At 69.7% G+C, this 21,560-nt stretch carries 17 protein-coding genes; 3 read left to right on the top strand and 14 right to left on the bottom strand.

The genetic code is table 11. The annotated features are described in order from the left end of the window. Window positions 1-42: 42 nt before the first annotated feature. From G555_RS23235 to G555_RS19490, 7 genes are all read right to left on the bottom strand, one after another. Window positions 43-177, bottom strand: coding sequence for a hypothetical protein (locus tag G555_RS23235; protein ID WP_281168189.1), 135 nt, complete (start codon window positions 175-177; stop codon window positions 43-45). Window positions 178-322: 145 nt separating this feature from the next. Continuing rightward, the gene (locus G555_RS0111225) at window positions 323-1,510 is read right to left on the bottom strand and encodes a septal ring lytic transglycosylase RlpA family protein (protein ID WP_028708943.1); all 1,188 of its coding nucleotides are present in this window, start codon (window positions 1,508-1,510) and stop codon (window positions 323-325) included. A gap of 135 nt (window positions 1,511-1,645) precedes the next feature. Next, a complete protein-coding gene (locus tag G555_RS0111220) occupies window positions 1,646-2,995 on the bottom strand; it encodes a glycosyltransferase (RefSeq protein ID WP_028708942.1) in 1,350 nt (449 codons plus the stop codon). Window positions 2,996-3,017: 22 nt separating this feature from the next. Continuing rightward, window positions 3,018-4,040 (bottom strand): dihydroorotate dehydrogenase-like protein, encoded by a 1,023-nt coding sequence (locus tag G555_RS0111215; protein WP_028708941.1) that lies wholly within the window; start codon window positions 4,038-4,040, stop codon window positions 3,018-3,020. Further along, window positions 4,040-7,606 carry a pyruvate:ferredoxin (flavodoxin) oxidoreductase gene (gene nifJ, locus G555_RS0111210; RefSeq protein ID WP_028708940.1) on the bottom strand — a complete coding sequence of 1,189 codons (3,567 nt, stop codon included), beginning with the start codon at window positions 7,604-7,606 and terminating at the stop codon, window positions 4,040-4,042. Before nifJ ends, G555_RS0111215 begins: the two co-directional genes overlap by 1 nt. A gap of 2 nt (window positions 7,607-7,608) precedes the next feature. Beyond that, on the bottom strand, window positions 7,609-9,240 hold the full coding sequence (locus tag G555_RS19495; protein WP_036922465.1) for an NAD(P)-binding protein: 1,632 nt from the start codon (window positions 9,238-9,240) through the stop codon (window positions 7,609-7,611). Window positions 9,241-9,631: 391 nt separating this feature from the next. Continuing rightward, window positions 9,632-10,333, bottom strand: a complete 702-nt coding sequence (locus tag G555_RS19490; protein WP_051209169.1) for a GNAT family N-acetyltransferase — start codon at window positions 10,331-10,333, stop codon at window positions 9,632-9,634. Window positions 10,334-10,471: 138 nt separating this feature from the next. Here G555_RS19490 and G555_RS0111195 point away from each other — a divergent pair, with 138 nt between their 5' ends. Then, window positions 10,472-10,828, top strand: coding sequence for an iron chaperone (locus tag G555_RS0111195; RefSeq protein ID WP_028708939.1), 357 nt, complete (start codon window positions 10,472-10,474; stop codon window positions 10,826-10,828). Window positions 10,829-10,850: 22 nt separating this feature from the next. Here the strand turns inward: G555_RS0111195 and cydC are convergent, their stop codons facing one another. Genes cydC through G555_RS0111175 form a run of 4 tightly spaced genes read right to left on the bottom strand, consistent with a single transcriptional unit; the run spans window position 10,851 to window position 16,699 of the window. Beyond that, the gene (gene cydC, locus G555_RS0111190; protein ID WP_051208878.1) at window positions 10,851-12,455 is read right to left on the bottom strand and encodes a thiol reductant ABC exporter subunit CydC; all 1,605 of its coding nucleotides are present in this window, start codon (window positions 12,453-12,455) and stop codon (window positions 10,851-10,853) included. Beyond that, window positions 12,452-14,089 (bottom strand): thiol reductant ABC exporter subunit CydD, encoded by a 1,638-nt coding sequence (gene cydD / locus G555_RS0111185; protein WP_084635202.1) that lies wholly within the window; start codon window positions 14,087-14,089, stop codon window positions 12,452-12,454. Before cydD ends, cydC begins: the two co-directional genes overlap by 4 nt. Continuing rightward, complete coding sequence (gene cydB, locus G555_RS0111180) at window positions 14,089-15,159, bottom strand: cytochrome d ubiquinol oxidase subunit II (protein ID WP_028708936.1); 1,071 nt, start codon at window positions 15,157-15,159, stop codon at window positions 14,089-14,091. Before cydB ends, cydD begins: the two co-directional genes overlap by 1 nt. A gap of 16 nt (window positions 15,160-15,175) precedes the next feature. Next, window positions 15,176-16,699: a cytochrome ubiquinol oxidase subunit I gene (locus G555_RS0111175; RefSeq protein ID WP_028708935.1), complete on the bottom strand. Its 1,524-nt coding sequence runs from the start codon at window positions 16,697-16,699 to the stop codon at window positions 15,176-15,178. Between the two features lie 57 nt (window positions 16,700-16,756). Between G555_RS0111175 and G555_RS0111170 the strand changes: the two genes are divergently transcribed. Together G555_RS0111170 and G555_RS0111165 are read left to right on the top strand one after the other, a co-directional pair. Further along, the gene (locus G555_RS0111170; protein WP_028708934.1) at window positions 16,757-17,161 is read left to right on the top strand and encodes a BlaI/MecI/CopY family transcriptional regulator; all 405 of its coding nucleotides are present in this window, start codon (window positions 16,757-16,759) and stop codon (window positions 17,159-17,161) included. Beyond that, window positions 17,162-17,920, top strand: coding sequence for an SDR family oxidoreductase (locus G555_RS0111165; protein ID WP_028708933.1), 759 nt, complete (start codon window positions 17,162-17,164; stop codon window positions 17,918-17,920). It abuts the gene before it with no gap. Window positions 17,921-18,040: 120 nt separating this feature from the next. Here G555_RS0111165 and G555_RS0111160 read toward each other — a convergent pair whose 3' ends face one another. The 3 genes from G555_RS0111160 to G555_RS0111145 all read right to left on the bottom strand — a co-directional run bounded on the left by G555_RS0111160 (window position 18,041) and on the right by G555_RS0111145 (window position 21,552). Further along, complete coding sequence (locus tag G555_RS0111160) at window positions 18,041-19,294, bottom strand: FtsX-like permease family protein (protein WP_084635200.1); 1,254 nt, start codon at window positions 19,292-19,294, stop codon at window positions 18,041-18,043. After that, window positions 19,291-19,899, bottom strand: a complete 609-nt coding sequence (locus G555_RS19485; RefSeq protein ID WP_051208873.1) for an ABC transporter ATP-binding protein — start codon at window positions 19,897-19,899, stop codon at window positions 19,291-19,293. The genes G555_RS0111160 and G555_RS19485 overlap by 4 nt, the downstream gene beginning before the upstream one ends. A gap of 327 nt (window positions 19,900-20,226) precedes the next feature. Then, window positions 20,227-21,552, bottom strand: a complete 1,326-nt coding sequence (locus G555_RS0111145; protein ID WP_211223236.1) for a TFIIB-type zinc ribbon-containing protein — start codon at window positions 21,550-21,552, stop codon at window positions 20,227-20,229. Window positions 21,553-21,560: the final 8 nt, after the last annotated feature.

The raw sequence follows: 21,560 nt of genomic DNA, 5'->3' as shown, positions 1-21,560 counted from the left end.
CGCCGAACCACCATCGGCCCTCCAGGGGAAAGTAGGTCGCGTCTACCGGAGCGTCTTCTTCGCAGCGGCGCTGTCGTGCGGCCTCCGCGTGAGCACGACGACGATCGCGACGACGACGACCGCGACGACGACGACCGCAAGGGCGAGCAGCACGAAGATCAAGAACGGGACGGACATCGCAGTCTCCTCTGGGGTGTTGTCTCTCACAGGTCGCCATACAGACAGTAGCGTCCGACGGTGCCGACTCGTCGGTGACCGTGCGACAGAGCCCCGGACGCCGTGAGGCGTCCGGGGCTCCGCAGGGGAATGGGGGGACGAGTCTCTAGACGGTCTGCCAGTTCACGGTGATCACGCCCGCGGAGGTTCCGCCGATCGCCGACATGGCGCCGCGAGAGAGGTCGAGGCAGCGGCCCGCGATGTACGGTCCGCGGTCGTTGATCCGGACGACGACGGTCTTGCCGTTCGCGGGATTGGTGACCTTGACCATGGTGCCCAGCGGCAGCGTCTTGTGGGCCGCGGTGAAGCCGTCGGGATTGAACGACTCGCCGGAGGCGGTCATCTGGCCCTGCCAGTAGTACGACGCCTTGCAGGTGTTGCCGGTGGCCGGGGAGACGCTGGACGAGCCGGAGGAGGAACTGGAGGAGCTCGACGAGGAGGACGACGAGGACGAGGTCGAGCCGGAGGACGTGGACCTCGTGCCGACGACCTCGACCTGCTGGACCGGCTGCTTCGTCACCTTGGTGGCCGTGACGGTCTTGGAGACCTCCTTGCCGTCCTCGATCCGGATGGAGACCGTCTCGGTCTTGGAGCCGTCCTTGCCCTGCACCTTCACCTGTGTGACGCCCTCGTCGACGCTGCTGCTCTTCGAGGACTTCGTCGTGTACGGGATCGAGACCGCGCGAGTGGTGGTCTTGGTCTCGACCTTGACGACGGTGACCTTCAGTCCCTCGGACAGGTCGGCGGAGAGCGCGTGCGACACCCGGTCGTCGGAGTCGGTGGTGATGCCGACCTTCGTCAGCGCGTCGGCGACGGTGCCTGCGGCTTCCACGGTCTGGGTCTTGCCACCGGCGACGACCGTCACGTTGAACAGCGTGTCGACGGCGAAGTCGATTCCCTCCCGGCCGATCGAGGTGCTGCGGCTGGTGGAGATGGTGAAGTTCTGGCTCCGGACGTCCAGTTGCGCGAGCGCGTCCTCGACGGTGCGGGCGGTCGTCCAGAAGGTGGTGGGAACCCCGTCCACCACGGCGGTGATCTCACGCCCGTAGCGGACCTCGATCTCCTGGCCCTGCTGGACCTGCGAGGCCGGGTTCGGCGACACGAGATCGTGCGAGGTGAGCTTCACGCCCTGCGCGACGAGGACGCCCGCGACGGTCTGGTCGCTCACCTGGAGGTGCTGGCTCACGCCGTCGATCGTGACGATGACGTCCTTCTGCATCAGGCGGTCGAGGCCGAAGCCGCCTCCCACCGCGAGCATGGCACCCGACACACCGAGAGCTATGAGCTTCAACATACGCGTGGCAGATCTTCCGTGAGACTCACCCCGAGCTCCTCAGGGCGTTCTCAGCATAAGGCGCACACGTCGAAAATCCAAGAAAAACCTGAGAGGCACTCAGGAATCGGCTCGGCGTCTCGCTGAAACCCCTCGTCAGACCCATGTCCACGCAGCACGCCACCCGCGCAGGCGGCTGCCACGCGCCCGGCGACGCTCCACCGGCCGACGCTCGCGAGCCGCCAGTTCCTGGTAGATCGCGAGGAACCTCTCGGACTGCCGGGCGATGGTGTAGCGCGACGCCAGCTCCTTGCTGCACGCCCCCATCTCCTCCCGCAGCACCGGATCGCCGCAGTCGGCGAGCATCGCCATGATCGCGTTGTACAGCGAGACGGCATTGGGGCGCGCGAACCGCGTGTTCCCCGGCGACTCGCAGACGAGGCACAACTCGGGATCGACGCTCACGATGGGCAGGCCCGCATGGGCCGCCTCGTGAAGGACAAGCGCCTGGGTGTCGGTCAACGAGGGGAAGCAGAACAGATCGGCCGACTCGTAGTACGGCCCGAGCTTGTCCCTGTCCACCTCTCCGACGAGCCGGACGTTGGACCGCCGCGCCGCCAGCCGCAGCCTCTCCCGCAGATGGGTCGACGACGAACGCCAGTCCCCGACGACCATCAGCTCGGCGTCGGGAACCTGGCGCTCCACGAGCTCGAAGGCGTCCAGCAGCAGACCGACGCCCTTCTCGGGCGCGATCCTGCCCACATACAGCACCCGCGGCCCGCTCGCCGGGGGAACCTCGGGCGCGGGCGGGCTGCCCGGCAGCCGGTCGGCTCCGTTCGGCACCACGACGACGCGCGAGCGCGGCGCGAGGTCCGCGACCCGCTGCGCGGTCTTGTCGGACGGCGTCGTGACGAGGTCGGCCTCCTCCAGCATCTGCTTGGCGGCCAGCAGCAGGTTCTGCTTCGACGACTTCGGAACCGTCCGGAACACACTGCGCCGGGAGTCCGACCGGCCCGCCACGCGGGAACCCTTGTTGCGCAGCTTCAGCAGCCGGTAGTACACGTCGAGCAGCGGGGTGAGGTGCCAGTAGTGATCGGCGTACGCCTCGAAGTCGGTGTGCCACGTGACCAGCAGAGGAGCCCCGCTGCGCCGGGCGAGCCACATCCCGAGCAGGCCCGCGGGACCGAGCCCCTGGACGTGCACCACGTCGAACCGCTGCTTGAGCAGTTGTTCGAGACGCGCCTCGAACTGCTGCCCGGTCGCCACCCGTGCCCCGATCCCGGGCACCCGCATGGACGGCAGCCGAACCTCGCGCCGCCGCGGATGCGACTTGTACGGGTTCGGTCCATGTGCCTGGGGCGCGATCACCGTGACGTCGTGGCCGTGCGCCAGCAGTTCGCCTTCGAGGAACTGCACGGCATACAGCACCCCGCTGCGCATGGGGCCGTAGTTGTCGGTGACGAGCGCAACGCGGAGCGAAGCCGGCGCGGCCGTCGGCTGAGTCATGAAGGGACTCCTAGATCATCGATCAGTGAGTGAGGCTCCCATAAGTCTGTCGCGCCCGCTCGATCGCGGCAACGTAGCCGGTCCGCAACATGGTGGTCGCGTCGGTGTCGGCCGGGATCGCCAGCAGCCCGCGAGCCGCGGCCACGGAGGGGAACCGGCGCGCCTCGAGCCACGCGGACATGCCCTCCAGCAGCACCTCCGCGTACGCCGGGCCGTTGCGGACCAGCGCCGACGTCGTCATCACGACATCGGCCCCGGCGAGCAGGTACTTCACGACGTCCTCGTGCGTCTCGACGCCGGTCGTGGCGGCGAGGCTGCCCCGGATCCTGCCGCGCAACGCCGCGATCCAGGTGCGCGGCAGCCGCCCCTCCCCCGCCGACGACAGATACACGTGCGGGTGCACACGCATCCGCTCCAGGTCGATGTCGGGCACCATGAAGCGGTTGAACAGCACGAGCCCGTCGGCTCCGGCCTGGTCGAGCCGCAACGCCATGTCCCCGAAGGAACTGAAGTACGGGCTCAGCTTGATCGCGACCGGGATCTGCACCGATTCCTTCACCGCCCGCAGGATGTCGAGGTGGCGCTCCTCCACCAGCGACCCGCGCGTGACGACGTCCCCCGGGACGAAGTACACGTTCAGCTCGATCGCCGCAGCGCCCGCATCGGCCATCTGACGGGCGAAGTCCACCCAACCACCCGTCGTCGACCCGTTGAGACTCGCGATGAGCGGAACCGGCACGGCAGCCGCCCCACGCTCGATGAGGCTCAGATAGCGGGTGCTGACGCCGGCCTCCTTGTCGACGACCGAGGACATCGGGAAGAAGGAACCCGACTCGGCGTCCATCTCGGAGTACAGCTCGGCCAGCTCGATGTCCCGTGCCGCCTCCTTGCGGAGGACCTCCTCGAACATCGAGTGCAGGACGATGGCGCTGACACCGCCGTCGGCGAGCTCCTTGATGCCGTCCAGCGTCTGCGTCAGCGGGCCCGCCGACGCGACGAGCGGGTTGGCGAGGTCGAGACCGAGGTAGGTCGTCGTGAGGTCCATTACTTCCTCCGTGCATCCGCGGCGAACGACTCCGCCGACTGCGTGGCGAGCTGCTCGTACTCGGCCCACCGCCGCTGTACCTGTTGCTGGCCGAGCTCGGTGAGACGCTCGGCCTCGGCCGGGTCGCTGTTCATCAGCATCCGGTACCGCAACTCATTCTTGTGGTAATCCTTCAGCGGGATGCGCGGTCGCGGAGAATCGAGCAGGAACGGGTTGCCCCCGGTCTGCCGGATCACCGGGTTGTAGCGGATGAGGGGCCAGTGGCCCGAGTGCACGGCGAGGTACTGCTGGTCGAGGCCCTTCTTCATGTCGATGCCGTGGGCGATGCAATGGCTGTAGGCGATGATGAGGGACGGTCCGGGGTACGACTCGGCCTCCCGGAAGGCTCGCAGGGTCTGCTGGGGGTCGGCCCCCATCGCCACCCGTGCGACATAGACCGTCCCGTAGGCGATGGCCTGCATCGCGAGGTCCTTCTTGTGGGTGAGCTTGCCGGCCGCGGCGAACTTCGCGACGGCCCCCAGCGGCGTCGACTTCGACGACTGACCGCCCGTGTTCGAGTACACCTCGGTGTCCATGACCATCACATTGACGTCGCGGCCCGAGGCCAGCACGTGATCGAGCCCCGACGAGCCGATGTCGTAGGCCCACCCGTCGCCGCCGACGATCCAGACGCTGCGCCGCAGCAGATGATCGGCGACCGACCGCAGGTCGGCGGCGAGCTCGCCCTCCATGCCGTCCAGCCGGGCCTTCAGCGCGAGAACGCGCTCGAGCTGCGCGGCCAGATCCGACTCGTGCCGCTGCTGCGCCCGCAGCAGCGGATCGACGATGTCGTCGCCCAGCTCGGGACGCAACTGCTCCAGCCGGCGCCGGGCCAGGTCGGTGTGCAGGTCCGCCGCCAGCCGCATGCCGAGGCCGAACTCCGCGTTGTCCTCGAACAGCGAGTTGGACCACGCCGGCCCGCGACCACGGGTGTTGCTGGCCCACGGCGTCGTCGGGAGGTTGCCGCCGTAGATGGACGAGCATCCGGTCGCGTTGGCGATGGTGGCCCGGTCCCCGAACAACTGTGTCAGGAGCTTCAGGTACGGCGTCTCGCCGCATCCGGAGCACGCGCCCGAGAACTCGAACAGGGGCTCCAGGAATTGCGTCCCGCGAACGGTGGCGAAGTCGACCCGGCTGCGCTCGTTGACCGGCAGCGTCTCGAAGAACGCCACATTCTGCTTCGCGGCCGTCCGGTCGGGGACCGAGCCGAGGTTGATCGCCTTCCAATCGGGCTTGCCGGGCTGTTTCACCGGGCATGCCTCGACGCACAGCCCGCAACCGGTGCAGTCCTCTGCGTACACCTGGAGGGTGTACATCGCCTCGGGGAACCCTGCCGCGTTGAGCGGTGCGGCCTGGAACCCCTCGGGGGCGCCGTCCAGCGCGGACGACGTGTAGTACTTGGCGCGCAGCACCGCGTGAGGGCAGACGAAGGCGCAGTTGCCGCACTGGATGCACGCCTGCGGGTCCCACTGGGCGATGATCTCGGAGATGTTGCGCTTCTCGTACTTGGTGGTGCCGCTGGGGTAGGTCCCGTCGACCGGCAGGGCGCTCACCGGAAGATCGTCTCCGGTGCCGATCAGCATTCGCGCCGTGACGTCACGGACGAACTCCGGCGCATCCGCCGGGACGGGAGGGATGAAGCCGTGTCCGGCCGTGACCTCGCCCGGCACCTCGACGCGGTACAGCTCCTCGACCGCGGCGTCCACCGCCGCCTCGTTGCGGGCGACGACGTCGGCGCCGCGACGCCCGTAGGTCTTGCGGATCGCCTGCTTGACCTTCGCGATCGACTCGTCGCTGGGCAGGACGTTCGAGATCGCGAAGAAGCAGGTCTGCAGGACCGTGTTGGTGCGGTTGCCCATTCCCGACTTCCGTGCGACGGCGGTCGCGTCGATCGTCCACACCTGGACGTTCAGGTCGATGATCCGCTGCTGCATCGGGCGCGGCAGCATCCCGAAGACCTCTTCGGGCGCGTACGGCGCGTTGAGCAGCAGGATCGTGCCCGGCCGCGCGTACTCCAGGACATCCACCCGTTCGAGGATGCTCCAGTGATGGCAGCCGATGAACCCTGCCTGGCGGACCAGGTACGGCGCCTCGATCGGCTTGGGGTCGAACCGCAGGTGGGACACGGTCCGCGAACCCGACTTCTTCGAGTCGTACACGAAGTAGCCCTGGGCGAAGTAGTCGCCGGAACCGCCGAGGATCTTGATCGTGTTCTTGTTCGCGCCCACCGTGCCGTCGGACCCGAGGCCGTAGAAGACCGCCCGCATGGTCGCGGCGTCCTCGACGTCGAGGTCGGCGGGATACGGCAGGGACGTGCCCGACACGTCGTCGGTGATGCCGATCGTGAACCGGGCACGGGGGGCGTCCAGTTCGAGCTCGGAGAAGATGCCCGACACCATGCCAGGGGTGAACTCCTTGCTCGACAGGCCGTACCGGCCGCCGATGACGATCGGCATCTCGGGGCGCTCCCCCCGTGACACGGCCTCGCCGAGGGCGGCGACCACGTCGAGGTAGAGCGGCTCCCCGGCCGAACCGGGCTCCTTTGTCCGATCGAGGACGGCGATCCTCCGCGCCGTCGCGGGAATGGCCGCGAGCAGGGCGGCGACCGGGAAGGGCCGGAAGAGCCGCACCTCGACGACCCCGACGCCCTCGCCGTCGTGGTTGAGGTACGCGGCCGTCTGCCGGGCGGTCTGGGCGCCGGATCCCATCACGACGAGCACCCGTTCGGCCTGGGGATCGCCGTGGTACTCGACAAGGCGGTAGTGGCGCCCGGTGCAGTTGCCGAACTCCTCCATCGCCTCGGCGACGATTCCCGGCGTCGCGGCGTAGTAGGGGTTGACCGTCTCGCGGCTCTGGAAGTACGTGTCGGGGTTCTGCGCCGTGCCCCGGATGAACGGGTGCGCGGGCGACAGGCTGCGCCGCCGATGCGAACGGATGAGGGACTCGGGGACGAGGGCCGCAAGGTCCTCGTCCGTCAGCATCTCCAGCGAGTTGAGCTCATGGCTGGTGCGGAACCCGTCGAAGAAGTGGACGAAGGGCACGCGCGACCGCAGCGTGGCCAGTTGCGCGACGGCCGCCATGTCGTGGGCCTCCTGCACCGACGCCGACGCCAGCATCGCGAAGCCGGTCTGCCGCACGGCCATGACGTCCTGGTGGTCCCCGAAGATCGAAAGGCCCTGGGCCGCCAGCGACCGGGCGGCGACGTGGATCACCGTCGCCGTGAGCTCGCCGGCGATCTTGTACATGTTGGGGATCATCAGCAGCAGTCCCTGCGACGCCGTGAAGGTCGTGCTCAGCGCGCCCCCCTGGAGCGCTCCGTGGAGCGCGCCCGCCGCGCCGCCCTCGGACTGCATCTCGACCACCGAGGGGATGGTCCCGTAGATGTTCGCCCGGCCCTGCGCGGACCACTCGTCCGCCAGTTCGGCCATGGTCGACGACGGCGTGATCGGGTAGATGCTGCACAGTTCGTTGAGCCGGTAGGCCACCGAGACGGCGGCCTCGTTCCCGTCGAGGATGGCAGTGGGCATGGTCAGACCTCCGCGATCATGTCGATGGCGTGGACCGGGCACTGCTCGTAGCAGGTGCCGCAGCCGGTGCACTTTGAGTAGTCGAAGCGGTACCGATTGCCCGTGCCGAGCTTGATGACCGCGTCCTCGGGGCAGGACCCGAGGCATCCGTCGCATTCGAAGCAGTTCCCGCAGGACAGGCAGCGGGTGGCCTCGGTGCGGGCCGCGTCCTCGGTCAGGCCTCCGACGATCTCGTCGAAGTCCTGGACGCGGGTGCCGGGCTCGAGCTCGGGCTGGCTGTGCCTACGTGAGTCGCCGAAGTACCACAGGTGGAGCTTGCCGAACTCGGCGAGGTCGTGCTTGGGCCGGTCGAACGCCTCGCGGGCGTGCAGGTACGCGTCGATGCGGGACGCGGCCCGCTTCCCGTGGCCCACGCCGATGGTCACGGTCCGGTCCGACGGCACGACATCGCCGCCGGCGAAGATGCCCGGCACGTCGGTCATGAGGGACCGGCTGTCGACCTGCACGATGTCGTCGGTGAACCGCATCCCCGGGATCTTGCGCAGGAAGTTGGAGTCGGCCTCCTGCCCGAGGGCCAGGATGACCGTGTCGGCCTGGAGCTTCTCGTACCGGCCCGTGCCGACGGCCTTGCCGGACTCGTCGAGTTCCATGACCTCCACCGTGAGGTCGTCGGAGTCCATCGAGGTGATGGTCCGCAGCCAGTTCATGCGGACGCCCTCCCGTTCGGCCTCGTACCGCTCGGTCTCGTGCGCCGGCATCTGCTCCTTCGTCCGCCGGTACACGACGATCGACTCCTCGGCGCCCAGTCGGCGGGCGACGCGGGCGGCGTCCATGGCGGTGTTGCCGCCGCCGTAGACCGCGACCCGGCGGCCGAGGACGGGACGCTCGCCGCTGGCGACGTCCCGCAGGAAGCTCACGGCGTCCACGATGCGGCTGGCGTCCTGCGACGGGATGTCGACCCGCTTGGAGAGGTGGGCGCCGATCGCGACGAACACGGCGGCGAAGTTCCCGGCGGCCTGCTCCTCCAGGAGGTCCTTCACCGGAGCGTTGCAGGTGATCGTCACGCCCAGGTCGACGATCCGGTCGATCTCGGCGTCGAGGACGTCGCGGGGCAGCCGGTACTCGGGGATGCCCCACCGCATCATGCCGCCGGGCTTCTCGGCGGCATCGCGGATCTCCACGTCGTGGCCCAGCCGTGCGAGCTGGTAGGCGGCCGACAGACCGGACGGGCCCGCGCCGATGATGAGGACGCGCTGACCGGTCCGGCTCGAGGGCTTGTCGAAGGTCCAGCCGCGCTCGATGGCAAGGTCGCCGAGGTAGCGCTCGACGGAGTGGATGGACACGGCCCCGTCCAGTTCGACGCGGTTGCACGCCGTCTCGCACGGGTGGTAGCAGACACGACCGTGGATGGCGGGGAAGGGGTTGTGCGCGACGAGGACCCGCCAGGCGGCCTCGTCCTCGTTGGCTTTGACCAGGCGCAGCCACTCCTGGATGTTCTCCCCTGCGGGGCACGCGTTGTTGCACGGCGGGAGGAGATCCAGGTACACCGGCATCCGGGTGCGCACGGGTCCGACGCGGCCGGCTCCGGTCGCCAGATCGGGCAGGGCGGTCAGATCACGTCGATCGGTCGTCATTGGCTTCCGTCCCGTCGGAGAGATTTCGTGCACTCAAGCTATCTCGCGGCGCGCATCCGCGCAGCCGAGTCGGCAAGTCCGTCCCCCGCGCACGGGCGCCGGAAGGTCTTCCCTGCCGGGGATCGGGGCGATGCGGCCGTCCCTCGGGCGACGGGCCGCCCTGTGGCCGGCCTCGCCGCCGATGACGCAGCGCTGACCGCCAGGTTGCGCGGCATACCGGCCCTGGTGACGTGGCCCGTGAAAGGTGACCGCCACCTTGCAAGGCATACGATGCCAGATCCCGGCCGCATAACCCGTGCAACCTGGCGGTCAGCCTGCGCCGGGCCGGCGTCCCGGGCTCGCATGCCTCACAACCTGGCGGTCAGCCTGCGCCCCGCCGGACCGGGAGGGCCTACGCCGGCTGCACCCGATCCGGCCGGTCCCGGTCGCCTCGCGCGGGGCCTCCCGCCCCTCTGGCGAGCCGTGCGCGCAGCCGGTCGCGCACATCGGGCCATTCGGAGTCCAGGACGGAGAAGACGACCGTGTCCCGGAAGCTCCCGTCCGGCATGAGCTTGTGTCGCCGCAGCACCCCTTCGCGGGTCGCCCCGATGCGGGCGATCGCCGTCTGAGAACGCTCGTTGGCATGGTGGGTCCGCAACTCGACCCGCACGCAGCCGAGGTCCTCGAAGGCGTGCGCCAGCAGGAGCAGCTTGCACTCCGTGTTGACCGCGGAACGTTGTGCGGCCGCCGCGTACCATGTCCCGCCGATCTCCACATGACGGTCCGTCTCGACCGGATTGAGGTAGTTGGTGAGCCCCACGATCGTGCCCAGATCGTCGGTGACGAGATGCGACAGATCCCGCCCCGGAATCGGCGAGCCCGTTCCCCGCGGCAGCGCGCGGACGACGAAGGGCACCCACGAGCCGGCGTCCTGGTCCGCGAGGCGTCGTGCGACGAAGGCGTCGATCCGGCCGGGGTGCGGGTTCAGCGCGTACCAGAGGTTCCACAGCTCACCGTCCCGAAGGACGGCCGCCAGCCCGGGCGCGTCGGCCGGGGTGAGCGGATCGAGGCGTACCCGGGCCCCGCCGAGGACGACGGGGCTCACGAAGCGCATGCTGGTCACAGGTGTCTCCTTGCCTGGTGGAGCGGAAGACGGTCGGGTGCAGACTGCGGCACGACCGGACCCTACGATTCCACACCGGACTCCGCGCGGCGGTGGCGCCGCCGCGACACGGCGTGTTCACTGGGCCGCATGGGTGAGGTCAGCGAGTGGGTGGAGACCCTGGACGACCGCCGCCGCCCGCTCGTCACCGCGATGATCGATGCCGCGCGGGTGCGTGTGCCGGGAGCGGTCGAGGGCATGAGCTACGGGATGCCGGCGCTGCTGTACCGCGGCAGGCCCCTCCTGGCGATTCGCGCATCGAAGGCCCACATCGGCCTGTATCCGTTCTCCGCGGCGGTCGTGGCGGCGGTCGCCGCGCGGCTCCCGGGGTACTCCCTGTCGAAGGGGACGATCCGCGTCACCGAGGAGCGGCCACTGCCCCCGGACGTGCTCGCCGAGATCCTGGACCAGCGCGTGCGCGAGATCGACGACGCCCGCCGCATCTGAGTCCGGTGCCGCGACCCGGCTCTCAGCGCGCCAGGCGGACCACCCTGTCGCAGCGCTCCATGACCGCCGGGTCGTGGGTGATCGCCAGCAGCGGTGCGTCCCCCGCCGCCCGCCACAGATCGTCCAGAACGCCCGCCGCCGTGATGACATCGAGGTGCTCGGTCGGTTCGTCGAGCACCCACACCTGATAGTCGCCCACGAGCAGCCGGGCCAGCGCGATGCGTCGCGCCTCACCACCCGACACGGCTGACCCGAGCTCACCCACGACGCGGTCCGGGTCCAGGTCGAGACCGGCTCGCGCGAGGGCGTGGACGACGTCGTCGCGGGTGGCGTCCTTGTTGCCGATCCGCACGTTCTCGCTCACCGTGGTGGAGAAGATGTGGGCGTCCTGAGCGAGGTAGCCGACCCGGCCGTGCGTCTCGACCCGGCCCGCCTGCGGCGGGATCAGCCCCATGACCGTCGCGGCGACCGTGGTCTTCCCGACGCCGCTGGGGCCGACGAGCGCCACGCGCTCGCCCCGGCCGACGCGCAGGTCCAGTCCCGTGAGCAGGGCCTCCGAGCGCGGCCAGCCGATCGTGGCCCCGCTGAGGCGCAGCCCGGGGTCCTCGGCCGGCGGTGCGTCCGGGACGTCGCCCGCCCCGACCGGCTCGGCGGTCAGTTCGGCCTCGACGCGTCGCAGCGCCACCTTGGCCCTGGTGAAGGTCTGTGCGGACTGCGCCAGCGTCGACAAGACCTCGTGCAACGTGAGCGGCGTGAGGACGAGCACGGCCAGCATCACCGGCGAGAGCGTCCCCGCAGCGACCTCCTGGGCGCCGAGCACGAGGATCAGCAGCACGGCGAAGCCGGCCGCGACCACCTGCCCCGCGACCGCGATGCCGCGGACGACGGCGGCGCGCTCCTCGGCGCGCTTGAGCTCCTCGTCGACGTCCAGCAGCGCGGCGAGCCGCTCCTCGGCGAGCCCGTACGCGACGATGTCGACCGAGGCGCGGCTGAGCTCGTGCGCGCTGTCGGCGAGCCGGCCCCGGGCGGGGACGGCGGTCGCGTCGGCCGCCCGGGATGCACGCTGCGCGACCCACGGCACGATGCCGCCCGCGAGCACGGCCGAGACGAGCAGCACGATCGCCGAGGCGGGCGAGAACACCGCGAAGAGCGTCGTGGTGGCCAGGATGACCAGTGAGGCGGAGCAGAACGGCACCAGCACGCGGACGACGAGATCCATGACGGCCTCGACGTCGGCGACGATCCGCGTCAGCAGATCGCCCCGTCTCCGCCCCAGCAGCGTCGTGCGCGACAACGTCCCGTACACCCGCAGCCGCAACGCGCTCTGGAGCTTCAGCGCGAGGTCGTGCCCGACGAGACGCTCCGTGTAGCGGAAGACCCCTCGCGAGATGCCGAAGAACCGCACCCCGACCGCAGCGACCTGCAGGTAGAGCACCGGCGGATGCTCGGCGGCCCGAGAGAGGAGCCAGCCCGACGTCGCCATGAGCGCCACGGATGCCGCGCTGGCGGCGGCGGCGAGAAGCAGTGCGGCGAAGAAGTGCGGCCACGCCCTGGGGACGTCGGCCGTCAGCCCGCGCAGCAGGCCGAGCCAGCCGCGGCGCGGCGGGGCCGCCGCCGGTGCGCTCATACGGCGGCTCCCACGGGGTCTTCGAGGTGGACGACCCTGTCGACCTCCGCGAGCACCCGCGGACGATGGGTCACGATGACCGCGCCCACGCCCAGCTCCCGCAGCGAGGCCAGCAGCACGCGCTCGGCCTCGGCGTCCAGCCCGGCCGTCGGCTCGTCGAGCACGAGCAGGCGGGCCCCCGACCGGACACGGAGCATGGCCCGGGCGGTCGCGATCCGCCGTCGCTCCCCGGCGGACAGACCCTCGCCGTCGTCCCCGACCGGCTGGTCGAGCGGGATGCCCGCCCCGCCGGCGTCATCCAGCGCCGCCCGCGCGCGCGCTTCGGTCGCCGCGGTGTCGCCCAGCAGCACGTTGTCTCCGACCGATCCGCGGACCATGCCCGGCTGCTGCGGAACGTGGGCGAGCTGGGCCCGCCAGGCATCCGGATCGATCTCGGCGAGGTCGACGTCACCCACGAGAATCCGGCCCGCGGTCGGCCGCACGAACCCCATGAGGGCGTTCAGCAGGGTCGTCTTGCCCACGCCGGACGTCCCGGCGAGCGCGACGATCTCGCCCGGCTCGATCGTGAGGTCGATGCCCGTCACGGCGTCCGTCTCGGCGTCGGGGTAGCGGTACGCGAACCCGTCGAACACCACCCGCGACGCGTCGACGGCCGGCGCGGCGAGCGTTCCGCGCGGCATCGCCGTAAGCCGGTCGATCTCCGCGAAGGCGCTGTCGGCGGCGGCCATGCCGTCGGCCGAGTCGTGATAGTGGACCCCCACCTGGCGAACCGGGAGGTACGCCTCGGGCGCGAGGATGAGGATGAAGAAGGCCGTGGTCAGGTCGATGTCCGAGTAGACGACGCGGAAGCCGACCTCGACGGCGACGATCGCCACCGACAGGGTGGCGAGCAGTTCGAGGGCGAACGCGGACAGGAACGACACCCGCAACGTCCCCATCGTCTCGCGGCGGTGGGCCGCCTCGGTCTCGGCCAGCCCCTTCCGCTGCGCCCGCGCGCGACCGAACGACTGCAGCGTCGGAAGACCGGCGATGAGGTCGAAGAAGTGGGTGGCGAGGCGCTGCTGCACCTTCCATCGCCGCTTGGTGCGCGCCTCGGTCGTCCAGCCGATGAGGGCCATGAAGATCGGGATCAGCGGCAGGGTGACCACGATGATCACCGCCGACGCCAGGTCCGCGCTCCCGACGGCCAGCACGATCAGCGCGGGGACGGTCGCGGCCAGGACGAGTTGCGGCAGGTACTTCGAGAAGTACCCGTCCAGCGCGTCCAGGCCGGTGGTGAGCAGGGTGATGAGCGAGCCGGTCGACGTGGTGGACGCCGTGGGCGTCGCCAGCCGGGCCCGCAGGATGTCGCGCCGCAGTTGCGACTTGACGGCCGCCGAGGCCCGCTGCGCCAGCCAGGTGTTGGCCCAGCTCAGCAGCGCCTTCCCGGCGAACACGGCGGCGAGCGGGGCGAGCACGGGCCAGACCGGATCGAGCGTGTGGACCGCGAAGACACCGCCCAGCGAACGTGCCAACAGCCATGCCTGACCAATGGTCAGCACGGCTGTCGCTATCCCGATTCCCGCCCCGGCGGCGAGGTACCACTTCGTGGCCCTCGCGCGCCGGAGCAGTCGGGGATCGATCGGTCCCGCCATCAAGACGACGTCGTGACGGGCTCCGGGTGGTCGTCGGGGATGTGGTGGGTGCCGAGCCGCCGGCGGAACACGTAGTAGGACCACCCCGTGTACAGCAGGACGATCGGCACGAAGATCAGTGCCGCGACGGACATGATCTGCAGCGTGAGCGGCGAGGCCGACGCGGTGACGATGTTGAGCGGGTTGTCCTGGACCAGGCTGTTGTCGAAGCCCAGGTCCGGGTACATCCGCACGAACACGCCCACCGCCACGGCCAGGATCGCGACCGCCGTCCCGATGAACGCCAGCAGGTCCCTGCCGTTGCGGATCATCAGCCAGGCGAACACGAGGCCCGCCGCGGCGACCACGAGCAGCAGCCAGCCGACGATGCCGGTGCTGTAGGCGAGGTTCTGCCACACGAGCAGGACGGCGCCGCCCACGATCGCGACGAGGCCGATCTTCTTCGCGAAGCCGACGGCCGCATCGTGCACCTCGTCACGCGTCTTCAACGCCAGGAAGATCGCGCCGTGGAAGAGGAACACGATGACCAGGCCGACGCCGAACAGCAGCGCGAACGGGTGGAACATCGCGAGCAGGCCGCCCACGTAGACGTGGGTGAGACCGTTCTCGGCGAGGTTGACCGGCATTCCCATCACGAAGTTCCCGAACGCGATGCCGAGCACGAGCGGAGCCACGAACGACCCGCCGGCGGCGAACCAGTCGAAGGTGTTGCGCCACCGGGTGTCGGGACGCTTCGCCCGGTACTCGAAGGACACGCCTCGCAGGATCAGCGCGATCAGCACGAGGAACAGCGGTATGTACGCCCCGCTGAACAACGTCGCATACCAGGAGGGGAAGGCGGCGAACGTCGCGCCGCCGGCGGTCAGCAGCCACACCTCGTTCCCGTCCCACACCGGGCCGATCGTGTTGACGATCACGCGCCGCTGCTTCTCGTTCTTGCCCAGGATCGGGATCAGCATCGCGGCGCCGAAGTCGAAGCCCTCGAGGACGAGGAACCCGATCCACAGGACCGCGATCAGGATGTACCACAGGACCTGCAGCCAAGACGGGTCCACAACCATGGCGATCATTTCTCGACCATCCCTCTCAGTAGGCGAAGGTCAGGGGCTGGTCGTCGTCGGTGAGCACCTTCGGCTCTTCGACGACGGGCAGGCCCAGCTTGATGTACTTGAGCATCAACCCCACTTCGACGACGGCCAGACCGCCGTAGACCAGGGTGAACAGGATCATCGAGATCCACACCTCTGCCGCCGACACTCCTGGCGAGACGGCCGCCGCCGTCGTCAGGACGCCGTTCACGATCCAGGGCTGACGCCCCATCTCGGTGAAGATCCAGCCGGCCGAGTTCGCGAACAGCGGCAGCAGCGGAAGGGCGATCATGAGCCCCGTCCAGACCTTGCCCGGCTTCGGGAGCCGTCCCTTGCGGAGCACCCACAGCAGCCAGGCGCCGATCGCCATGGCCAGGAAGCCGAGGCCCATCATGAGCCGGAACATCCAGTACGTCACTGCGATGTCGGGCACGTAGTTGACGGTGCCGCGGTAGTGCGCGTAGTCGTATCCGGAGGCGATGAGCGCCTCGGCGTACTTGGCCTCCAGCGAGTTCGGATCGTCCGACTTCATGTAGCCGGAGTCGCGGTACTGCGCCACGAGGTCGTTGACACCGGCCACCTTGCCGTGGATGTCGCCGGTGGCGAGGAAGCTGAGGATGTACGGCACCTTGATGGAGAAGACCTCTTCCGACCCGTCGAGGGTGCCGACGGTGAAGATCGAGAAGGACGCGTTGTCGCTGCCGCCGCCCTCGGTCTCCCACAGGGCCTCGGCCGCCGCCATCTTCATGGGCTGGACGTCGGTCATGACCTTGCCCTGGATGTCACCGGTCACGATCGTGGCCAGCCCGGCCGCGATGAGGACCCAGGCGCCGAACTTCGCCGCGAACCGGTGGGCCGAGACCTCCTCGGCGGAGGCCGCGTCGCCCTGCTTGCTCAGCTTGGCCAGGTGCCAGCCCGCGACGGCCGCGACAAAGGCGCCGGCGACCATGTAGGCGGCGGCGAGCGTGTGCGGGAATGTCGCCAGGAACACCGGATTGGTGAGGACGGCGCCGAAGTCGGTCATCTCGGCACGCTGTGTGACCGGGTTGTAGGTCGCCCCGACCGGGTTCTGCATGAAGGAGTTCGCCGCGAGGATGAAGACGGCGCTGATCATCGTCCCGGCGGCCACGAGCCAGATCGTGGCCAGGTGGATCTTCTTCGGGAGACGATCCCAGCCGAACACCCACAGGCCGATGAAGGTCGACTCCATGAAGAAGGCGAGGAGGGCCTCGAACGCCAGCGGTGCGCCGAAGATGTCTCCGACGAACCGGGAGTATTCGCTCCAGTTCATGCCGAACTGGAACTCCTGCACGATGCCGGTCACGACACCGAGGACGAAGTTGATGAGGAACAGCTTCCCGTAGAACTTGGTCAGCCGAAGGTACTTGTGGTCGCCGGTCCTCACCCACATGGTCTGCAGCACGGCGACGAGCGCGGACAGTGCGATCGTCATCGGCACGAAGAAGTAGTGATAGACCGTCGTGATCCCGAATTGCCAACGGGCAATCGTCTCCGCGTTCATGCCGCGGACAGTACTACGCGGTGTCGTAGTGGGGCAATGAAGGGCATAGTGGGTCACATGCCACGGATGGGAGAGCTCGAGCAGGCGGTGATGGACCACCTGTGGGAGGATCCGTCGACGCCGCTCTCGGTGCGCGAGGTACACACGCGGATCTCCGCGGTGCGCGACATCGCCTACACGACCGTCCTCACAGTCCTCGACCGGCTGTCGAAGAAACACGTTGTCACACGGGAGTTGGACGGCCGATCATGGCTGTACTCACCGGTGCGCACGCGGGCGCAGATGGTCGTGGACGACATCTTGGAGTCCATCCACGCCGGCGGGCCGCGGCAGCGCCGCGAGTTGCTGGAGGAACTCTTCTCCCGGTTGTCGAGCGACGAATCCCTCCCTCCGTGCGCCCCGTTATGGGCTCACATCACGCAGCCAGAAGTCACCCCGGCGGGGGACAGGAATGGAGACTGAATCGTGACAACAGCGGTAGTCACAGGCGCTTCTTCGGGAATCGGGCGGGCCAGCGTCGCGGCCCTCGCGGCGTCCGGCTGGCAGGTCCTCGGCGCGGCGCGACGCGCCGATCGCCTTGCGGAGCTGGCAGCCGAGACCGGGTGCGCCACGGCGGTGTGCGACGTGACGTCGGCCGGCGACGTGGAGGCCCTCGCGCAGCAGGCCGCCGACCTCTTCGGCGGGACGCTCGACGCGATCGTGAACATCGCCGGCGGCGCCTTCGGGGTCGATCCGGTGGAAAAGGCCGACCTGGAGGGCTGGCGGCGCATGTACGACCTCAACGTCCTCGGGACGACGCGGGTGACGCAGGCGCTGCTGCCCCTCGTCCGCGCCAACGGATCGGGCAGCGTCGTGCTGCTCACCTCGACCGCCGCGCAGGCGGCCTACACCGGCGGCGCCGGGTACAACGCGGCGAAGGCGGGCGAGCACATGGTCGCCCAGGCGTTGCGGCTGGAGTTGCTGGGCGAGCCGATCCGCGTCATCGAGATCGCGCCGGGCATGGTGCACACCGAGGAGTTCTCCCTCGTACGGCTCGGCGGCGACAAGGCTGCCGCCGACGCCGTGTATGAGGGAGTCAGTCACCCCCTGTCGGCCGGCGACGTCGCCGACGTCGTGGCGTACTCCCTGAACCTTCCCGCGCATGTGAACCTCGACCTGGTCACCATCCGCCCGGTCGCCCAGGCGTCCAACTACCACGTGGCCCGCGGCGCGGGCCTCTGACGCGTCCGGCGGGTCGACCCGTTCGTCCCGCCGTCGCCGTCGCCCGACGCGCCGAACGCTCCAGAACCCCCGGATTCCAGCCGAATTCCGGGGGTTCTGGAGCGTTCGGCGCGTCCGGGTTCAGTTCTCGCGGGTGATGAGCAGGAACGGATCGGTGCGGAGCAGGCGCGCTGTCGTGATCGCGGCGGTCACCGCCGCGACGACGGTGACGACGACGACGGTGCCGGCCCCGATGGCGGCCGCCAGGACCAGGGTGCCGCTCGTCCAGGAGAGGTGCAGTTCCTCGGGGGTGAGACGCAACGCCAGCAACCACCCGAGCGGCAGCCCCGCCACGGCGCCCACGAGCGCGCCGACCGCCGCTCCGAACCCGATGTCGGCGACCATCAGGGCCCGGACGTCCCGCACCCGGTAGCCGCGCATCCGCAGCAGCGCGAACTCGCGCGTCCGCCGCGCCGTGGCGTTGCGCACGGCCGAGACGGCGTGGAAGCAGAGCATGAGCCCCAGACCCACGGAGACGACGACGATGAGAGACGGGAAGATCGCCAGGAGTCCGGGCAGGTCCCCGATCTGGTCGCTGTCCTTGAACGGGGCGAACCCCATCGACCGCAACTGCGCCATCACGGTGTCGACCTGCTTCGCGCTGGACACATGCACGACGACGCCGGGCGCACCCTCGACGTCCTGCATCTCGGCGACGGACTTCCGGTACCGCTGGGCCTGGAGCCACACGACGAACTCCTCGGACCCGAGGATGGCGTTCGGGCCGTAGCCGGTCCAGCCGGGGTCGTAGACGGCCAGCAGCGTCACCTGTGTCTCGGCCCCGGTGCCCGTGTTCTCGGCGGTGCCCAGGGTGTACTCGACCGGCATCGACGTGCCGACATACCTCGACAGGTCGACCCCCTCGATGACGCGCGGAGCGATCACGGCCCTGGCGGTCACCCGGGCGGCCGTTTCGTCATCGATCCCCGGAGGCAACAGGCTCGGGCGCAGGACGTGGACCTGGCCGAGCCACGGCTCGCCTTCGGTCGCGCTGATCGACGCGGTGGCCAAGGACGTGACGGCGTCGACCCCGTCGACGGCGGAGATCTCCGTGCGCCGGGCCGTGGTGAGCCTCGGCTGCTCGGCCGCGCCGTCACCGTAGATGGAGATGGTGTTGAGCGACGCGGCCGACCCTTCGGTCTGCGCTCTCACAGCGGCCACCGCGGTCGCGGCCGGCAGCACCAGCGCCGTCAGGATGAGCGATCCGACGAGCGTGGTCGCGAGCACCGCACGGCTGGACGCGAAGCCGCGGCGCAGACTGAGCCGCAGCCACCCGGTCACCCCGGGGAATCGCCCGGCGGCAACACGACGGGCGTCCGGACGTTCGCTGCTCATGCCGCACCCGCCACGGCAAGATCGACGACCCGGTCGGCCTCGGCGAGCACCCGGCGGTCGTGGGTCGCCATCACGACCACACGACCGGTCCCGGCCGCGGACCGCAGGCCGTCCATCACCCGCCGGGCGTTGTCGTCGTCCAGGTTGCCGGTCGGCTCGTCGAACAGCAGCACCCGACCGGGCTGCGCGAGCGCCACCGCGACCGCGCCGCGCTGACGCTGGCCCACCGAGAGGTGCGACGGCCTGTCGTCGGCGCACTCCTCCAGCCCGACCTCGGCCAGCCTCGCGACGGCCGACACGCGGTGGCGCCTGGCCGGATAGCCGTAGCCGAGGGCGACGTTCTCCCACAGTCGCAGACCCTCGAACAGCGGGGCCGCCTGCAGCATCAGGAAGGTCGACGCGCCATCGCCGCCTCCGACCACCTCGACCGTCCCCGCGTCGGGGGTGAGAACGCCCGCGACACACGCGAGCACCGTCGACTTCCCGCACCCCGAAGGTCCGATGAGGGCGACGATCTCGCCGTCCTCGGCCGCGAACCCCACATCGCGGCAGCCCCGCCGGGAGGACTTGTAGATGTACGTCAGAGAACTCACGTCGAGACGCATCTCACCAATCCTCACGATCGTGAAGGATGCGCTCCTCGACGGCCTGGCCCGCGTCACGGCCCTTGTCAGCGGTCATCAGTCGCTCGACACCCGTCGGTGTCGACGACAGCAGCTTGCGCACAGTGCCTCCTGAGGGTCAGATCGCCTATTTCTAGGCGACATGGGGCCCAACCCTAGGAAGACGACAGCACGTTGTCAACGAATTGATGGACACGCGGGCTCGACGGATCTGCGCACCAGAAAAGCGCCTTGCCAAGGCACGAGGACCCGGAACCACACTTCCGAGACGTGAGACGGGCCGACGAGCGCGCACCACGGTCGGCCGCGTCAGGAACCGCCGAAGTAGCGGTACAGGACGTACACGATGACGATCACGAGGACGCCCGCGGCGATCGCGAACCCGATCTTCACCGCCGACCAGGGCCGCTGACCCTGAACCTCACCGGTGACCCCGTTGATGAACACCTGGAACGGACGCTCCCGGTACGTGACGGTCAGCATCCACACCGGCAGCGCGAGCTGGCTGAACGCGAGCGACAGCCACGAGACGTCCATCGAATGCACCTGCTGGAGGTCGCCGCCGATGTCCTGACGCACGGTGCCCTCGATCACGCCCTCCATGCGGCCGCGCACCCGCGAGTCGAACACCTGCCTGGCGTCCTCGTCGTAGGTGCGGCTGAGATGCCCGGCGACGAACTCGGGCGAGTACGCCCTGTTCAGTTCCATCGGCCACGGCTCCAGTTCCTGCACCTTCGCCTCGTCCAGACCGGAGTTGGCTAGGCCGGTGACGTCGACGAAGGCGTTCTCGACGACGCCCGCCGCCGGATACCAGTCGGTCCGGACCTCGGTGCGGGTCTGGTCACCGTCGCGCACCGTGACGTACCTGTTGACGCCCCGCATGCCGGTGTAGCGCGTCCGAGTCTCGGCGTCGTAGTCGAAATAGGCCAGATAGATGCTCGTGAAGCTCCCGAGCTCGCGGTACTTCTTGAACTCGTTCGGCGCGAACCAGCGACCGCCGATCCACGCCTCGATCTCTTCGCGGGCCCGTTTCTCCGACACCTGGAACGGCAGGATGCCGTCGATCTTGAGCCGGGTCCGCGCCGCCTGCACGTCGTCACGCTGGATGGGGGTGTTGCAGTACGGGCAGCGGACCGCGGTGAACGAGCCGGTGAACAGCGTGCGTCCGCCGCAGCTCTGGCAGACGACCTCGCGTTCGAGCGACTTCGGCTGCTGCTCCATCAGCCGGGAGAGCTCGTCCATGGTCCGCCGGAGGTCCCGCTTCGCGACGGCGGCGGGCTGCAGGATCTGGGGCGCGATCGGAACGACCGTGCCACAACTGACGCACCGCAGCCCCTGCGCGTCCGGATCGAACCCCAGCATGCCCCCGCACGACGGGCACGGATAGGTGCGCGTGTCCTCGGTGGTGTGCAGGATGGCCGGATCCTCCAGCCGTCCCGGGTCGGGCAGACGCGGCGGGTTCGGCATCGGAGGCGGCGACGGCATGGGCGCGGCACCCGGCAAAGGGGGCGGGGTCGCGGCGGGCGACGTCGGCGGCGCAGGATCCACCAGCGGCGAATCCTGCCCGGACGAGGCCCCGGGACCGGACCCGATCGGATCCGATCCCGGCAACGGGGGCGGCAACTGCCCGGACATCGACCTTC

Origin of the sequence: Propionicicella superfundia DSM 22317 (assembly GCF_000423465.1) — a bacterium.
Classification (GTDB): domain Bacteria; phylum Actinomycetota; class Actinomycetes; order Propionibacteriales; family Propionibacteriaceae; genus Propionicicella; species Propionicicella superfundia.
Note: the sequence above shows the minus strand (reverse complement) of the source record. Positions and strands in the feature narration are given on the sequence as shown.

Excerpts from the sequence above, each read along its gene's own strand:
- G555_RS0111160 (WP_084635200.1), bottom strand. The coding sequence starts at position 19,294 with ATGAGCAGCGAACGTCCGGACGCCCGTCGTGTTGCCGCCGGGCGATTC.
- G555_RS19490 (WP_051209169.1), bottom strand. The coding sequence starts at position 10,333 with ATGCGCTTCGTGAGCCCCGTCGTCCTCGGCGGGGCCCGGGTACGCCTC.
- cydC (WP_051208878.1), bottom strand. The coding sequence starts at position 12,455 with ATGAGCGCACCGGCGGCGGCCCCGCCGCGCCGCGGCTGGCTCGGCCTG.
- G555_RS0111170 (WP_028708934.1), top strand. The coding sequence starts at position 16,757 with ATGCCACGGATGGGAGAGCTCGAGCAGGCGGTGATGGACCACCTGTGG.
- cydB (WP_028708936.1), bottom strand. The coding sequence starts at position 15,159 with ATGATCGCCATGGTTGTGGACCCGTCTTGGCTGCAGGTCCTGTGGTAC.
- G555_RS0111145 (WP_211223236.1), bottom strand. The coding sequence starts at position 21,552 with ATGTCCGGGCAGTTGCCGCCCCCGTTGCCGGGATCGGATCCGATCGGG.
- G555_RS0111220 (WP_028708942.1), bottom strand. The coding sequence starts at position 2,995 with ATGACTCAGCCGACGGCCGCGCCGGCTTCGCTCCGCGTTGCGCTCGTC.
- G555_RS0111175 (WP_028708935.1), bottom strand. The coding sequence starts at position 16,699 with ATGAACGCGGAGACGATTGCCCGTTGGCAATTCGGGATCACGACGGTC.
- G555_RS0111225 (WP_028708943.1), bottom strand. The coding sequence starts at position 1,510 with ATGTTGAAGCTCATAGCTCTCGGTGTGTCGGGTGCCATGCTCGCGGTG.
- G555_RS19495 (WP_036922465.1), bottom strand. The coding sequence starts at position 9,240 with ATGACGACCGATCGACGTGATCTGACCGCCCTGCCCGATCTGGCGACC.
- G555_RS19485 (WP_051208873.1), bottom strand. The coding sequence starts at position 19,899 with ATGCGTCTCGACGTGAGTTCTCTGACGTACATCTACAAGTCCTCCCGG.
- cydD (WP_084635202.1), bottom strand. The coding sequence starts at position 14,089 with ATGGCGGGACCGATCGATCCCCGACTGCTCCGGCGCGCGAGGGCCACG.
- G555_RS0111215 (WP_028708941.1), bottom strand. The coding sequence starts at position 4,040 with ATGGACCTCACGACGACCTACCTCGGTCTCGACCTCGCCAACCCGCTC.
- nifJ (WP_028708940.1), bottom strand. The coding sequence starts at position 7,606 with ATGCCCACTGCCATCCTCGACGGGAACGAGGCCGCCGTCTCGGTGGCC.
- G555_RS0111195 (WP_028708939.1), top strand. The coding sequence starts at position 10,472 with ATGGGTGAGGTCAGCGAGTGGGTGGAGACCCTGGACGACCGCCGCCGC.
- G555_RS23235 (WP_281168189.1), bottom strand. The coding sequence starts at position 177 with ATGTCCGTCCCGTTCTTGATCTTCGTGCTGCTCGCCCTTGCGGTCGTC.